Source organism: Mycobacterium sp., assembly GCF_036490025.1.
Taxonomy (GTDB): Bacteria; Actinomycetota; Actinomycetes; order Mycobacteriales; family Mycobacteriaceae; genus Mycobacterium.
This window is the reverse complement of the sequence record NZ_DASXEP010000029.1, coordinates 1-15,340: the sequence shown is the minus strand read 5'-3', so window position 1 is coordinate 15,340 and position 15,340 is coordinate 1. Positions and strand designations below refer to the sequence as shown.

Genomic DNA, 15,340 nt, shown 5'->3' with positions numbered 1-15,340 from the left:
GTAATTTGCTGTGGTGCCTTCGACGATGATGACTACCGTCGACGGGTTTCCCATCCAGGTCTGCGACACCGGTCCGGAGAAGGGCTCCGTCGTGGTGCTGCTGTGCGCAGCCCAGCGGGCACTCACCGCGTACGAGGCGTTGTGCGAGCGTCTGCATACGGCGTCGTTGCGCACGATCGTTGTCGGCCCGGACCCGCGCCTGACGCCGAAGTCGGTGGTGGGCATCCTCGACGTGCTGGACATCAGTTGGGGTGTGTTGGTCGGCGACCGCGACGGCGCCGAACTGGCGTGGGAGCTGGCCGCGACAAGGCTGGACCGGTTCACCGGCCTGGTGGTCATCGACCGCGGCCATCCGCGCGTCGCCGACCAGGCCGGCGTGGTCCGCGACGACGACTGTCCACCGGTCGAGATCAACACAACCGCGCTGGTCAGCAGCCCCGCCGCGCACTCGGTGGCTCGTGCCAGCCAGCGGTTCGTCTACGGCGATTACCGGGTGGTGGAGTTGCTCGGACGACGCAATGCGCACGAGTCGACGGCGCAACTGGCCGCCGAGATCGTCCTGCGCACCAGCACCTGGTGACGAACGCGAACTTGTCGCGCGACGAGCTCGGCCGATTGGTCGCCGCCGGTGATGTGGACACGGTGATCGTCGCGTTCAGCGATATGCAAGGCCGGCTGATGGGCAAGCGGGTCTCGGCAGCCTTTTTCCTCGACGAGGTCGCGCAGAGCGGCGCCGAATGCTGCAACTACCTGTTCGCCGTCGACGTCGACATGAACACCGTCACGGGCTACGCGATGTCGGGGTGGGACACCGGTTACGGCGACATGGTGATGAAGCCGGACCTGACGACGCTGCGGCGGATTCCGTGGCTGCCCGGCACAGCGCTGGTGCTCGCCGATGCGGTGTGGCACGACGGCACCGCCATCGAGCCCGCACCGCGTCGAGTGTTGCGCCGCCAGTTGGACCGCTTGGCTGAGCGCGGACTGCGTGCCTATGTCGCCACTGAACTGGAGTTCATCGTCTTCGACGACACGTATCGCCAAGCCTGGGCCAATGGCTATCGCGGGTTGACTCCGGCCAGCGACTACAACATGGACTACGCGGTGATGGCCTCCAGCCGCATCGAGCCGCTGCTGCGCGATATTCGGCAGCACATGCAGTCGGCGGGTCTGCGCTGGGAAGCGGTCAAGGGGGAGTGCAACAGGGGACAGCAGGAGCTCGGCTTCGGCTACGACGAGGCGCTGGTCACCTGCGACAATCACGGGATCTACAAGAGCGGCGCGAAGGAAATCGCCGACCAGCATGGTAAGTCGCTGACGTTCATGTCGAAATACGATGAGCGCGAAGGCAACAGCTGCCACATCCACATGTCTGTTCGCTCGTTGGACGGCACCGCGGTGTTCGCCGACGACGATCAACCGCTCGGCATGTCGCAGACGTTCCGCAGCTTCATTGCCGGCCAGTTGGCGACGCTGCGCGAGATGACGCTGTTTTGCGCGCCGAACATCAACTCCTACAAGCGGTTTGCCGATCGCAGTTTCGCGCCCACCGTGGTGGCGTGGGGAGTGGACAACCGGACCTGCGCACTGCGGGTGGTCGGTCACGGCGACAGCATCCGGGTGGAATGCCGGGTGCCCGGCGGCGATGTCAACCAGTACCTGGCCGTCGCGGCCCTGATCGCCGGTGGGCTGCACGGTATCGAACGCGAATTGCCGTTGCCGGAACCGTGCACGGGCGATGCCTATCAGCAGAGCGGCAACGACGACGGTGGAGCAGCCGAGCGGTTGCCCGGTACCCTGGCCGAAGCTGCGGCGCTTTTCGAAGCGTCGGCGGTCGCTCGGCAGGCGTTCGGGGATGAAGTGGTAGATCATTACGTCAACAACGCTCGCGTCGAGCTGGCCGCGTTCAACAAGGCGGTCACCGATTGGGAGCGAGTGCGTGGTTTTGAGCGGTTCTAAAGCACCGGTGATCGGCCTGACCACCTATCTGGAGCAGGCGCAGACCGGAGTCTGGGACGTGCGTGCGAGTTTTCTTCCGGCCGTTTACTTTCAGGGCGTCAGCTCGGCCGGTGGGGTGGCGGTGCTGCTGCCGCCGCAGCCGGTCGACTCCGAGATCGCCGAGCGTGTTCTGGACGGCTTGGACGGCCTGCTGATTACCGGCGGCAAGGATGTCGATCCGGCCGCATATGGCCAACAACCGCACCCCGACACCGACCAACCCGCACAGCAGCGCGACGCATGGGAGTTCGCTCTGCTGCGCGCGGCGCTCGCGCGGCGGCTTCCGGTGCTGGGTATCTGCCGCGGCGCGCAGGTGCTCAATGTCGCGCTCGGCGGAACGCTGCATCAGCACCTGCCCGACGTGATCGGCCACAGCGGACACCGGGCCGGCAACGCGGTGTTCACCACGCTGCCGGTGCGTACCGTGGCCGGCACCCGGCTGGCCGCAGTGGTCGGCGAATCCGTCGACGCGCGGTGCTATCACCACCAGGCCATCGCCGAAGTCGGGGAGGGCCTGATCGTCAGCGGCTGGGACGCCGATGGTGTGATCGAGGCGCTGGAGCTGCCCGGGCACGGCTTTGTGCTCGCCGTGCAGTGGCATCCGGAGGAAAGCCTGGAGGACCTGCGACTGTTCTCGGCGATCGTCGAGGCGGCGCGGGCATATGCGAAGGGGCGGCGTTGATGCGCGCCGACGACGATGCAGAGCGTAGCGATGAGGAGGAGTGGCGCTAGTGACTGTGGACCTGAGCCGGCGACTGGCCGGCAAGGTCGCTGTGGTGACCGGTGGTGGCGGCGGTATCGGACTGGCCTCGGCGCGGCGACTGCATGCCGAGGGGGCCACCGTGGTCATCGGCGACATCGACGAGCGAACCGGTAACGCGGCGGCCGACGAGCTGGGCGGACTGTTTGTGCCCGTGGATGTTTCGGACGAAACCGCGGTGAACGGTCTCTTCGACACCGCGGCTGCCCGTTACGGCTCGATCGACATCGCGGTCAACAACGCCGGCATCTCGCCACCTGACGACGACCTGATCGAGAACACCGAGCTACCGGCCTGGCAGCGAGTGCAAGACGTCAACCTGAAATCGGTATACCTGTGCTGTCGGGCAGCGTTGCGGCACATGGTGCCCGCAGGGCACGGGTCGATCGTCAACATCGCGTCGTTCGTTGCGGTGATGGGATCGGCGACTTCGCAGATCTCCTACACCGCGTCCAAAGGCGGGGTGGTAGCGATGTCGCGCGAACTCGGTGTACAGTTCGCCCGCCAGGGCATCCGGGTCAACGCGCTGTGCCCAGGTCCGGTGAATACCCCATTGCTGCAAGAGCTTTTCGCGAAGGACCCCGAACGCGCGGCACGGCGGATGGTGCACGTGCCGATGGGCCGATTCGGTGAGGCCGACGAAATCGCCGCTGTCGTAGCGTTTTTGGCCAGCGATGACGCTTCGTTCATCACCGCGGCGACGTACTTGGTCGACGGCGGCATCAGCGCTGCCTACACCACGCCGCGGTAGCGCTCACGGTCATCCTGCCGCTGGTGAGTGTGCCATCACCGTCGGGCGGAACCCGTAGTGTGGAGTCGAGCCGTCGGCATGGTTTCCGGCCGCAGTGGCGAACGGCATGCCGGGCACGCCGGCCGCGACTGCAGGCGAAGGAGCGAGCGGCGTACCTCCCAACACCGCGGGCAGCGGGCTTGTTGCCACCACGCCCGGATTCCAGCCGGGCGGCACCGCCAAGGCGCCGATGGCCGCACCACGACCCATTGCCGCCGACACGCCGCCGCCAAGACCGCCGAGCTCGCCCAGTCCCGCAGCCGGGGCCGCCACCGCGCTACCGATTCCGCCTGCCGCCGCCGCTGCTCCCGCAGCGGCATCTCCGGCGGCCTCCGACGCCGCGCCGGCACCTCCGAGCCCGACGAAATCCGACATTGTGCCCAGGAAGTTCCCCGGCATGTAGAAGCCGGAGGAGAACAGCGTGTTCAAGCCGTTGTCGTTCAACAAGGCACCCAGTGGGGACCCATCGGCTCCGGACAAGAAACTCAGGATTCCCGCCGGGGTGGTGAGGTTCGTTCCGCCCAGTCCCAGCCAGCTCATGATGCCGTTGAGACCCGAAGTCGACGATGTCGACGACACGGGGGAGGCCAACTCCTGTAGCGCAGCGGGGACCGTACTCACCAGTTGCGACAGCGTCGCCTGGGTCCCCGTTCCGGTGGCCTGACCGACGGTGGCTGCTTGCGCGGCGGCTCCGGTCGTCGTCGTGGTCTCCGGCGGCTGAGCAAATGGCGCCAATGTTGTTGCAGCCGCCGCGGATCCGGCATACCCGTACATCGCCCCGGCATCTTGTGCCCACATCTCGGCGTAGTGGGCTTCGGTGGCCGCGATCGCGGGGGTGTTCTGGCCGAGGATATTGGTGGAGATCAGCGACGCCAACAACGTCCGATTGGCAACGATGACCGGTGGGGGCACCGTCGCTGTGAACGCAGTTTCGTAGGCACTGGCCGCCGCTTTGGCTTGGTTGGCGGCCTGTTCGGCCTGCGCGGCAGTGGCATTCATCCACGACACGTATGGTGCAGCGGCGGCCGCCATTAACGCCGACGCCGGACCTCGCCATGGACCGCTGGTGAGACCGGAGATCACCGACCCGTAATCAACTGCCGCCGAGGACACCTCGGTGGCCAGACTGTTCCAGGACGCGGCCGCTGCGATTACCGGCCCGGAACCTGGACCGGCGTACATCAGCCCGGAATTGACTTCTGGCGGTAATGTTGCGAAATCCATTGCAAACCCTCTTATCCGGTAGCAGCCGCGTTGGCGGCCTCGGTGGTGGCGTACGAGTCGGCGGCGGCCGCCAACATCGTCACGAACATCTGATGAACCGCCGCGGCCTGCGCGCTAACCGCCTGGTAGGCGTGCGCATGTGCAGCGAATTGCATTGCTGTCAAAGTGGATACCTGGTCGGAGGCGGGCGGGATCAGACCGGTGGTCGGTACCACCGCTGCGGTGTTCTGCGCTTGAAGTCTCACGCCGACGGATTGAAGGTTGTCCGCTGCGGTGGATAGAAAATCCGGTACGATGGATACGAACGACATTGGGTTCTCCTTTGAATCAGGGCGCACGACGGCGACGCAAGCCCGCGGCGCGGACCTGCGTGAAAAATGTTTCGGCGCAGGCTGATTGCAGACAGCAAGCACCGCAACGGGGACCGGATGGAAATCTGCGGTCATCGATTTGTGTCGGCGGCAAAAGCCGCCTCAGCTCAGGGCTGTAACGATCTTGGGTCTCGCACCCGGGTCGGGCGCGGTGGAGATCGCGACCTGGGGTGAACCCAAGCCGACTTGTCGTCAACGCGTCTCAGGCGACGCGTTCCGCCTGCACCGTCCACTTCTCCTCGATGCGCCCGTAGCGCCAGATCAGCAAGGCGCCGGCCCAGGTGACCGCGAACAGGCCGACGATGAGAAATCCAATTGCGTTGAGATCGATCCCGCCCAGCCAGCTCCAGAATCCGTTTGTCCAGCCGAACTGCCCGGCCAACAGACCTAGCAATTCGACCGTGCCGATGAGCAGGGCGACGACCACCGACAGGCCGGTGATGGTGATGTTGTAGTAGACCTTGCGAACCGGATTCGAAAAGGCCCAGCCATAAGCGAAATTCATGAACGAGCCGTCAATGGTGTCCAGCAAACACATGCCCGCGGTGAACAACACCGGCAGGCACAAGATGGCATACCACGGCAGTCCGGCAGCGGCGCTGGTGCCGGCCAGCACCAGCAGCGCAACTTCGGTAGCGGTATCGAAGCCCAGGCCGAACAGCACTCCGATCGGATACATATGCCACGACGCGCTAACCGATTTGGTGAAGCGTCCGAGCAGCCGATTGACCAGTCCGCGATTGTTCAGCTGCGCTTCGAGTTCGTCTTCGTCGTAGTGGCCGCGGCGCATTTGCGCGAATACGCGCACGATGCCCACCAGGATGACCACGTTGATGATCGCGATCACGTACAAGAACGCGCCCGAGACGCTGGTGCCGATCAGGCTGGTGTAGTGATGCAGGGCCGAAGAGTCCTGCTCGACCGGCCCGATTATTGCCTTGAGCCCGAATGCGATGAACAGTGCCAGCCCGAAAACCACCGACGAGTGGCCCAGGGAGAAGAAGAAGCCGACGCCAAGCGGCCGCTGCCCGTCGTTCATCAGTTTGCGGGTGGTGTTGTCGATCGCGGCGATGTGGTCGGCGTCGAATGCGTGGCGTAGCCCGAGCGTGTAGGCGGTCAGGCCGATGCCGATACCGAATGCTTTGTCCCCGATGCTCAAATGCGCCGGCTCGACGACGAGTATCAGTGTGCCCCAACCGATCACATGCAGTCCAAGAATGATCGCAAACATCGATCCCAGGCGTAGCCACTCGTCGGGCGTCAAAGCCCCGCGTAGTCGAGAGCGCGACGAGGATTGCCTGCTGAGTGTGTCAGCGGCCATGTCGCGTCCCATCTGGCTACAAACCCCGGCCGCTGTCAACGGTAAACCACGGGAAAACGTCTTGCAGACGATTCGCAGGAATTCTGCGAGTATTTTGCAGGTGGAATTTCGGGCAATCGGGTACAGTGCAGCGCTTCGGTCAGCCCTGGAAGGTGATCAGCGGGATCGCCATCTCGACCGGGTCGCCGGCTCCATGGAAGCCGATGAGCTGAGCCACTTCTGGCGGCTCATGGGCGCTGGCCAGCAGCGCCGTGTCACCCAGACAGCTGACGACGACATCGCCGATCCGCGGCAGGTGATCGGGTCGCACGGATCCGAAGAGCCCGGCCGTGACCGCGTCGTCGCGGCTGCGCACGTCGGCTCGCCCATTCAACAGCTCGCTCCAGGCGGCGATCACGTCGGAAGCCGCGCCCGGCTCGGTGTGCAGGTAGCGCACCCGCGGATCGCCGGCTACGACGCGCACCCCGGCAGTCAAGCGCGAATCGGCGTCAAGGTCGATCCGCTGAGATTCCGGCACATTCAACCCGCCGTGGTCCGCGGTGATCAGCAGTGCGGCATCCGGTGGCAACGCCTCGACCATCCGGCTGAGCAGCGCATCCACATAGGTCCCGGCGGCGTGCCACTCGGGTGAGCCGATACCGAACAGGTGCGCCGCGGTGTCTAATGCGGAGGTGTATGCGTAGACCAACCCGGGTTCGGCGGGTAGCTGGTCGACCACCAGCTGGGCGTAGTCGTCGTCATTGTTCGCAGTGATGAACTGCGCACCGCGGTATGCCGCCTCGGTGAGGCCGGTGCCGAAGAACGCCGCGGGCAGCACGGCACGAGCACCGATGCCGGCCCAATGCAGCCGTTCGAACCATGTTGGGACGGGCTGCCATTGGCTGGCCGGCGGGTCGTCGCGCCACCAGATGTGGTTGAGCACCCGATCGGTCTCGGGCAGCTTGACCGTGAAACCTAAAATCCCGTGGCGGCCCGGTGGGACCCCAGTGGCCAACGACGCCAGGCTGGTCGGCGTGGTGGAGGGGAAGGTGCAGGCGAGTTCGTCAAGCCGGCCAACGTCGCCGGCCAGCACCGAGGCCAGCAGCGGTGCGTGGCCGGCCAGTTTCGGTAGTAGGTGCCAGCCCATCCCATCAACGAGAACGACCACAACGCGCCGCACCTCGCCGACCCGCGCGGTCAGCCCCAACGCGTCCACCGCCCCGTCGACCGAAAGCAACGCCGCGGCAGCAGGCAGCACATCGCAGATCGAACCGGACATAGCGTCAGTCTGACAGCGTCCGATCCGGCCATTGGGTGCGATTCGACGATCGGCTGCGTGATACTGGACGAATGGCCAGGCCCTCGGCTTTGGATCCGGCCGTCATCGAGCGGATCGGCGAGCTGCTGCGCGCTCATGGGCTGCGTCGGATGGCCTCCCGGATCGCAGTCTTGGCAGTGCTGGAGCCGGTCCACGGTCATCTGTCGGTTGCCGAGATCGACCAGCGGCTGCACGAGTGCCTGCCGGCCGAAGACCAGCCGCCAGACCTGGCGACGATCTACCGCACGGTGATCACCCTGGTCGACCAGGGTGTGTTGCATGCGCTGACCATGGAGGGCGGGGTGACCACCTACGGGTTGGCTGCCGACCCTCACCATCACGCGGTGTGCACGCGCTGCGGCTCGATCATCGAAGTGCCCGCGGGACGACTGGCCGCTGCGCTGCAACATGCGATGGCGGGCAGTTCGTTCACGCTGTCCGAGCGTGCCGGCCTCACCCTGCACGGGCTGTGCCCGCAGTGCCAGGGTGACGGACCAGGGGACGCCGGCCGGCCCCGACGCTAGACGTGGGCCAGGCGCTGATTCGTCGCGTGGAGCTGGCGGGTGGTGCTGTCGGCCAGCGCCTGGATCTGGTGGGATTGCAACCGGCCGCACAGCCGACCCCAGTGCAGCGCAATCTCGTCACCGACATCCACGTCGGGCATCGCGCTGTACCCATCGGCCCAGACGTCGAGTCGGCGCGCCGACGGCTCGGACAGGGTCAGCGCGTGTCCGTCCCACGCCAGCCGCCGGCACATCACCTCAACGCTGTCCCCATCGCGGGAACGCACTGTGCCCCAAGTAATCCGGCAATTGTCCAATACACTCAGCGGCTGCTCGTCGGTACCCCGGCCTAAAAACCGCGTCCAGGGATAAACGCCGAACACATGAAAGCAGTGATTCCCGGCCGCTTCACTCGCCAGGTCCGGCGTGAGATGCGACCAGTAACGGCCTGCCTGCGGGCCGATGATGGCCAGCAATGCGTCGAAAAGCTCGCCGGCGTCAAGTTCGGCGCCGACGCCACCGCCCAGCCAGTACGACTCGACAAGCCGGTAATCCAGCGGATCGCGGATGCCGGTCATCTTCGCGAGCACTCGCAGGTAGGGCCAGGCGCCGGAAAAATGTGTCGCGGCCAGCCGCACATCCTCGATCGATCCGTCGCGCAACGTCGCGCCCAGCGGGGGACCGCAAAAGCCCAGTGCGTTCGGGGCATACGCGTAGCGGGCGAACATCTCTGGCCCGCGGCTATCCGGGTCCAACTGTCACCCCCGGCCGGATTGACTCACCAGCTTGACGGCGTCGCGGTGCATGCGGCCGAAATTGTAGTAGGCCGCGCATGCTCCCTCGGGTGACACCATGCAGGTGCCGATCGGGGTCTCCGGGGTGCATGCGGTACCGAAAACCTTGCATTCCCAAGGTTTGAGCACACCTTTGAGCACCTCGCCGCACTGGCACGCCTTGGGGTCGGCGACCCGCACGCCGGGCATCGAGAACCGGAGTTCGGCGTCAAACTCCGCGAAGTCGTCATGCAGCCGCAGCGCGCTCTGCGAGATGAAACCCAGCCCACGCCATTCGAAATGCGGGCGCAACGCGAACACCGAACCCATCAGCGCCAGCGCCGCCGGGTTGCCGTTTTCGGGCACCACGCGTTTGTACTGGTTCTCCACCTCGCATCGGCCTTCACGGATCTGGCGTAGCAGCATGGTCACCGCAGCCAGAATATCCAGTGGCTCGAATCCGGCCACCACCAACGGCTTTCCGTACACGTCGGGCACGAACCGGTACGGCCGGTTACCCACCACGGTCGACACGTGCCCGGGGCCGATGAAGCCGGACAGCCGCAGGTCCGGTGATTCCAGGATGGCCTTGATTGGTGGCACGATCGTGACGTGGTTGCAGAACACACTGAAATTTCGCAGGCCAAGCTCGCGGGCACGAACCAGCGTCACAGCGGTCGACGGGGCGGTGGTCTCGAAGCCGATGGCGAAGAACACCACGTGTTTGTCGGGGTTGTCGACAGCGATCTTGAGCGCGTCGAGCGGGGAGTAGACGAACCGGACATCGGCGCCGCGTGCCTTGGCGTCCAGCAGACTGCCGGTCGACCCGGGCACCCGCATCATGTCGCCGAAACAGGTGAAGATCACGTCGGTTTGGCCGGCCAGCCACATCGCGTCGTCGATACGACCCATCGGGATCACGCAGACCGGACACCCCGGGCCGTGGACCAGTTCGACGTTGTCGGGCAGCAGGTGTTCGATGCCGTGCCGGTAAATGGTGTGGGTGTGCCCGCCGCAGACCTCCATGAACTTGAAGTGGTCGGGGCCGCTTCCCGCCAAGTGCTCGATGGCAGCCAACAGCTTGCGGGCCGCAGCCGGATCGCGGAACTCGTCAACGAATTTCATCGTCGCCCTCCCTTAGACAATCGCCGAGGAGTCGAAGGCCTCGACTTCGGTGGTATAGGCCTCACCGAGCTTCTTGACGGCGGCCAGGGTCAGTAACGCCTCGGTCTCGTCGATCTTTGCCATCGCGAACCCGACATGGACCAGCACCCAGTCGTCGGGCTCGGGCATGTCGCTTTCCAGCAGCCGCACGCTGATCGTGCGCTGCACGCCGCTGACATCCACCTTCGCCAAATAGTTTGCCGGATCGGTGATCTCAACGATCCGACCCGGAATTCCCAGACACATGAGCGGTCACTCCTTTCTTTGTCTCGGGTCCTCAACAGATCCGGGGCAGCGGGTCGCCGACGAGCATGTCGACGATCCGGGTGCCGCCGAACCCGGTACGTAACACCACGCTTTCCGCGGGTTCGGTGACGATTTCGCCGACCTCGGCCGCGTCGCCGCCCAGCGGATGCGAGCGTAACGCGGCCAGCCCGGCGTCGGCCTCGTCGGGGGCGACGACGGCGACGAACTTGCCCTCGTTGGCGACGTAGAGCGGATCGATGCCAAGCAGCTCGCAGGCGCCATTCACCATGGGCCGCACGGGCAGTCGCTCCTCCTCGAGCAGCACTCCGAGGCCGCAGGCCTGAGCCAATTCGTTGCAGACGGTCCCGACCCCGCCCCGGGTGGCGTCCCGCAGCCACCGGGTGGACGGCGCGGCCGCCATCAGCAGTTCCACCAGCGGGCTGACTGACGCAGTGTCGGAATGGATGTCGGCCTCGATGGCCAGATCACCCCGGGCCAGCATCACCGCCATGCCGTGATCGCCCATCGAGCCCGACAAGAGCACCTTGTCGCCGGCGCGTACCGACGCGGCTGAAAGGTTGCGTCCCGCGGGAACGACTCCGGCCCCGGTGGTGGTGACGAACATGCCGTCGGCGGCACCCCTGGGCACCACCTTGGTATCCCCGGTGACGATCTGCACGCCCGCTTTGGCCGCCGCCGCGGCCATGTCGGCGACGATCTCCTTCAGCTCGGCGATCGGAAAACCCTCTTCCAGCACGAACGCCGCCGAGATCCAAGACGGCACCGCGCCGGTCATCGCGACGTCGTTGCAGGTGCCGTGTACAGCGAGCTCGCCGATGGAGCCACCGGGAAAACGCCTGGGCTGCACCACGAATGAATCGGTGGACATCGCCAGCCGCTCACCGCCGGGCAGCCTGATAACCGCGCCGTCGCCCAGCGACTCCAGCAGCGGGTTGCGGAATGCCTCCACAAACACCGCATCGACCAGCGCGGCCGAGGCCTTGCCGCCCGCTCCGTGCGCCAGGTTCACGTGGTCGTCGAGCAACCGGGGGCGGCGTCTGCGGAACGACTCGATCCGCTCGATTACCTCGCCCTCGGCGAACCCCGGCCCCGACGACAGGTATTCACCTGCTGACTTGCTCATGCCGCCCCCAAACCTTGACCGTCGGCCCGTTGCTGGGTGGCCCACCACAGCTGATAGCCCAGCAGCGCTTGGGATTCCTGAATCCGATGCACGCTTTGCGAGCGAACGAGGAAGCAGACATCCACATTTGGGTTGTCCGCGAACGCGCCGCCGTCATATCCGGCGAAACCAATGGTGTACAAACCACGTTGGCGCGCCTCGGCCAGCGCGGCCAGCAGGTTGGGCGAATTACCGCTGGTCGACATCGCGATCGCGATGTCGCCGGTCTTCGCTCGGGCGATCAACTGGCGGGCGAACACCAGCTCGAACCCGACGTCGTTACCCAGCGCGGTCACAATCGCCTGATCTGCGGTCAACGACCAAGCGGGTAGCGGCTTTCCGGTCGGCGGGCGGGAGAACAACGCGGCCAAAGTGGTGGAATCGGTGCAGCTGCCGCCGTTTCCGAAGGTGAACATCCGCCCGCCGGACGCGAAGCGGCGTGCCATCTCGGTAGCAGCGTGATCCAGCAGCTCGGCGCTGGCTTCCAGTGTGGTGCGCCGCAGCGTCAAACTCTCGGCGGCCTTTGCCTGCGCTGACGCGGCGAGATCGGCAAGCAGCGATTGCGGGTCGTCCTCCTGTGCATCGATGAACGGATACAAGAAGTTGGTGGGCTCTTCGCCGGCGCGTTCCATCAGACGTCCTCCTCGATGCGGCTGATCGCGGTCCCGGCGTGCACCAGCACCAGCTCGCCGGCGGCAACCGGGTCGATCAGCGCCGTTGCCACGTTCTCGACACCGCGCGCGGTGCGCACCTCGGCCATCCCGTCGGCCGACGGCGACACCACCTCGCCGAGGCGTCCCTCATCACTGCAGGTGATGCAAATCTGTTCGGCAGATTCGGGTTTGAGCAATCCCGAATGCTCGAAACACACGTGGGTGAGTTCCCACAACAGGTGATAGAACAGCACGAAGCCGCCCGTCGCCGCGACGCGCGGATCGGGGTCATCGAGCCACAGCACGTGATCGGCCATCCCCGCCACGGGCCGTTCACCGCTGCCGATCCAGATCGTGGTGGCGCCCCAGGCTGGGCTGCGGCGCATCACCGAACGCAGGTCGAGGTCGGCGGCGGCACCCACCCCGATCACAATGTCGCCGGGCCTAACCGACACCCGCACCAGATCGACCAGGTTCGGACCGGTCAGGGCAACGGCCGGGAGTGCCCGCTTTCCCATGATCACCGGGTGCACGAACTCGACCGCGATGTGCAGCGCATGCGGTTCCCACGACGGCGCAAGGGACCACATGGTCGCACCCGACGCGAACCGCTTGGCCAGGGTGAAGGCGGCCGCGGCCAGATCGGCGGCCAGCTCGGCGCCAACCCCGCGATCGATCGCCGTGGTGGTCATCGCAACTCGGCCTCTGCCAGCGCGGTCAGCACGGAGATCGCGGCCTGACCCAGCGCCAGCCCGCCGTCGTTGGGTGGCACCGTGTGATGGGTCAGCACTTCGAATCCCGCCTGCTGCAGATATTGTCGGCACCCGCGCAGCAGCAACACATTCTGGAACACTCCGCCGGTAAGGCCCACCAACCGCACCGGCCCGGCGACCTTGCGCACCGCCTCGGTGACGGCGACCGCGACCGCCCGGTGAAACTCGGCGGCCAGCACCGCCGGTAGCATGCCTGCGCGCAGGGCCGACACCATCGCCCGCAGCATGCCGGCGGGGTCGATCACCCCGTCGGGGCGGACCGCTAGTCTCAGTTCCGGTCCCGCCGCGTCGTCCATGGAATCGGCGAGCGCCTCGAGCTCGATGGCGGCCTGGCCTTCGTAATCGATACGCTGCCGCACTCCCAGCAGCGATGCGACCGCGTCGAACAGCCGCCCCATGCTCGAGCACGGCACGCATCCGGTACCGGATTCCAATTGTGAACGGGTGAGCCGCAGTTCGGCCGGCGTCGCGGCAGTCACCGGGGCCAAATCCGGTGTCCAGTCGATTCCGGCTGTCCACAACTGAGAGAGCGCCATCCGCCACGGATTGCGCACGGCCGCATCACCTCCCGGCAGCGGCACCGGCAACAGGTGGCCGACCCGAACGAACCGGTGGCTGTCAGGCCCGAGCTTGAGAATCTCGCCCCCCCAAATCGTTTGATCGCAGCCATATCCGGTGCCGTCAAACGAAACGCCGATCACGGGTTCACCGAGACGTCCGTGCTCGGCCAGCAGCGACACCACGTGCGCGTGGTGGTGCTGAATCAGATCCAGTGGCCGATCGCCGGCGCGGCGCTCCGCCCAACTGCGGGTGTGATACCCGGGGTGCAGGTCGGCGGCCAATCGCACCGGCTGGTGCCGGATTTCACTGAGTTGGCCCACCGCGCGTTCGAACGCCCGCAGGGTTTCCAGTGTCTCCATGTCACCGATGTGCCCAGACAAGTATGCGCGTGCACCATCGGTGAGGCAGAAGGTGTTCTTCAATTCGCCGCCGACGGCCAGCACCGCTGGGCCGTCGCGGCCGAGGTCGACGGGCAGCGGCGCGTAGCCGCGGGACCGCCGGATCGGCAGCTCATCGTTGTCGACCACCCGCACCACGGAATCGTCGCAGGGCACATGGATCGGCCGGTCGTGGTCGAGCACCGCGTCGCATAGTGGTGGAAGACGGTGCGCGGCATCACTTTCGGTGAAGCAGATGGGATCATCGGAGCGGTTGGCGCTGGTCAGAACCAGGGCGTCGGGTGCCGGTGCATCGACACCCGGGACCGGCGCGAGCAGTAGGTGATGGATCGGCGAGTACGGCAGCATCAGCCCGACCAGTGGGCTGCCGGGTGCGACGGCGTCGGCGAGCGGCGCGTCTCGGCGGCGCCGCAACAGCACGATGGGCCGCGCGACACCTGAGAGCACCGTGGCTTCGGCGTCGTCGATGTGTGCGTAGCCGCGCGCAACCTCGAGATCCCGCACCAGCACGGCGAACGGCTTGGCGCCCCTTGCTTTTCGGGTCCGCAGCCCAACGACGGCCGAGTCGTCGTCGACCCGGCAAGCCAGGTGATAGCCGCCGACGCCCTTGATTGCGACCACGGCGCCCGCGGCCAGTGCCTGTTGGGTGGCCCGCAGCGCGGCATCGGATCCGGTGACCCGCTCGGCGTGCGCCGCGAACCACAGCGACGGCCCGCAGTCCGGGCAGGCGATCGGCTGCGCGTGGAAGCGGCGGTCGGCCGGGTCCTGGTATTCGGCGGCGCAGCGTTCGCACATGGCGAACGCGGACATGGTGGTGGCCGGTCGGTCGTAGGGCAAGGCATGGATGATGGTGAACCGGGGACCGCAGTTGGTGCACGTCACGAAGGGGTGCCGGTAACGACGGTCGCTCGGCTCGAACAGCTCGGCGATGCAGTCGTCGCAGACGGCGATGTCGGGCGGGATCGGGGTGGTGGCACCGGCAACCGGCTGGCTTTCCACGATGCGAAACCCGCTGTCGCACAGCGTGTCAGTGTCGACATCGACGACGTGGACAGCACTGATCGCCGCCAATGGTGGCGCCTCGGCGCGTAGCCGGCGACGGAATTCGTCAATGAGTGCGCCACGTCCCTGCACTTCGAGGAAGACCGCGCCCGAATCGTTGCCGACGAATCCGTTCAGCCCAAGCTCGGTGGCGATCCGGTGGACGAACGGACGGAACCCCACCCCCTGAACGACACCGGTCACGGTGACCCGTTGTCGGACGTCTTGCCGGACGCCATCGACGTGCATCAGCGTGTCAGTCATCGTCGCGGCCCCGGCCCATC

At 66.3% G+C, this 15,340-nt stretch carries 16 protein-coding genes; 5 read left to right on the top strand and 11 right to left on the bottom strand.

The annotated features are described in order from the left end of the window. Window positions 1-28: 28 nt before the first annotated feature. From VGG53_RS03640 to VGG53_RS03625, 4 genes are read left to right on the top strand one after another with little or no spacing between them, the layout of a single operon-like run. The gene (locus VGG53_RS03640) at window positions 29-580 is read left to right on the top strand and encodes an alpha/beta hydrolase (protein WP_331516631.1); all 552 of its coding nucleotides are present in this window, start codon (window positions 29-31) and stop codon (window positions 578-580) included. Further along, the gene (locus tag VGG53_RS03635) at window positions 577-1,959 is read left to right on the top strand and encodes a glutamine synthetase family protein (protein WP_331516627.1); all 1,383 of its coding nucleotides are present in this window, start codon (window positions 577-579) and stop codon (window positions 1,957-1,959) included. The genes VGG53_RS03640 and VGG53_RS03635 overlap by 4 nt, the downstream gene beginning before the upstream one ends. 7 nt (window positions 1,960-1,966) lie before the next feature. Continuing rightward, entirely contained in the window at window positions 1,967-2,680 is a 714-nt protein-coding gene (locus VGG53_RS03630; RefSeq protein WP_331516630.1) for a gamma-glutamyl-gamma-aminobutyrate hydrolase family protein, read from the top strand. A 55-nt stretch (window positions 2,681-2,735) separates the two neighbouring features. Next, window positions 2,736-3,509 carry a 3-oxoacyl-ACP reductase gene (locus VGG53_RS03625; protein WP_331516629.1) on the top strand — a complete coding sequence of 258 codons (774 nt, stop codon included), beginning with the start codon at window positions 2,736-2,738 and terminating at the stop codon, window positions 3,507-3,509. 9 nt (window positions 3,510-3,518) lie between these two features. On the opposite strand, the gene VGG53_RS03620 is transcribed toward VGG53_RS03625, so the two are convergent. The 4 genes from VGG53_RS03620 to VGG53_RS03605 all read right to left on the bottom strand — a co-directional run bounded on the left by VGG53_RS03620 (window position 3,519) and on the right by VGG53_RS03605 (window position 7,722). Next, window positions 3,519-4,772, bottom strand: a complete 1,254-nt coding sequence (locus VGG53_RS03620; protein WP_331516626.1) for a PPE family protein — start codon at window positions 4,770-4,772, stop codon at window positions 3,519-3,521. Window positions 4,773-4,783: 11 nt separating this feature from the next. Further along, complete coding sequence (locus VGG53_RS03615; RefSeq protein ID WP_331516625.1) at window positions 4,784-5,083, bottom strand: PE family protein; 300 nt, start codon at window positions 5,081-5,083, stop codon at window positions 4,784-4,786. Between the two features lie 262 nt (window positions 5,084-5,345). Next, entirely contained in the window at window positions 5,346-6,464 is a 1,119-nt protein-coding gene (locus VGG53_RS03610; RefSeq protein WP_331516624.1) for a HoxN/HupN/NixA family nickel/cobalt transporter, read from the bottom strand. Between the two features lie 139 nt (window positions 6,465-6,603). After that, window positions 6,604-7,722 carry a nucleotide pyrophosphatase/phosphodiesterase family protein gene (locus VGG53_RS03605; protein ID WP_331516623.1) on the bottom strand — a complete coding sequence of 373 codons (1,119 nt, stop codon included), beginning with the start codon at window positions 7,720-7,722 and terminating at the stop codon, window positions 6,604-6,606. 71 nt (window positions 7,723-7,793) lie between these two features. Here VGG53_RS03605 and VGG53_RS03600 point away from each other — a divergent pair, with 71 nt between their 5' ends. Next, complete coding sequence (locus tag VGG53_RS03600; protein WP_331516622.1) at window positions 7,794-8,285, top strand: Fur family transcriptional regulator; 492 nt, start codon at window positions 7,794-7,796, stop codon at window positions 8,283-8,285. Here the strand turns inward: VGG53_RS03600 and VGG53_RS03595 are convergent. From VGG53_RS03595 to hypF, 7 genes are read right to left on the bottom strand one after another with little or no spacing between them, the layout of a single operon-like run. Then, window positions 8,282-9,019, bottom strand: a complete 738-nt coding sequence (locus tag VGG53_RS03595; protein ID WP_331516621.1) for a DUF6390 family protein — start codon at window positions 9,017-9,019, stop codon at window positions 8,282-8,284. The two genes, VGG53_RS03600 and VGG53_RS03595, sit on opposite strands and share 4 nt — an antisense overlap. A 3-nt stretch (window positions 9,020-9,022) precedes the next feature. After that, the gene (gene hypD, locus VGG53_RS03590) at window positions 9,023-10,162 is read right to left on the bottom strand and encodes a hydrogenase formation protein HypD (protein WP_331516620.1); all 1,140 of its coding nucleotides are present in this window, start codon (window positions 10,160-10,162) and stop codon (window positions 9,023-9,025) included. 12 nt (window positions 10,163-10,174) lie between these two features. After that, window positions 10,175-10,447, bottom strand: a complete 273-nt coding sequence (locus VGG53_RS03585) for a HypC/HybG/HupF family hydrogenase formation chaperone (protein ID WP_331510571.1) — start codon at window positions 10,445-10,447, stop codon at window positions 10,175-10,177. 31 nt (window positions 10,448-10,478) lie between these two features. Then, on the bottom strand, window positions 10,479-11,591 hold the full coding sequence (gene hypE / locus VGG53_RS03580; protein ID WP_331516619.1) for a hydrogenase expression/formation protein HypE: 1,113 nt from the start codon (window positions 11,589-11,591) through the stop codon (window positions 10,479-10,481). Beyond that, window positions 11,588-12,262 carry an SIS domain-containing protein gene (locus VGG53_RS03575; protein ID WP_331516618.1) on the bottom strand — a complete coding sequence of 225 codons (675 nt, stop codon included), beginning with the start codon at window positions 12,260-12,262 and terminating at the stop codon, window positions 11,588-11,590. The genes hypE and VGG53_RS03575 overlap by 4 nt, the downstream gene beginning before the upstream one ends. Continuing rightward, window positions 12,262-12,975 (bottom strand): HypC/HybG/HupF family hydrogenase formation chaperone, encoded by a 714-nt coding sequence (locus tag VGG53_RS03570; protein WP_331516617.1) that lies wholly within the window; start codon window positions 12,973-12,975, stop codon window positions 12,262-12,264. The genes VGG53_RS03575 and VGG53_RS03570 overlap by 1 nt, the downstream gene beginning before the upstream one ends. After that, window positions 12,972-15,320, bottom strand: coding sequence for a carbamoyltransferase HypF (gene hypF, locus VGG53_RS03565; protein WP_331516628.1), 2,349 nt, complete (start codon window positions 15,318-15,320; stop codon window positions 12,972-12,974). The genes VGG53_RS03570 and hypF overlap by 4 nt, the downstream gene beginning before the upstream one ends. Window positions 15,321-15,340 lie beyond the last annotated feature (20 nt).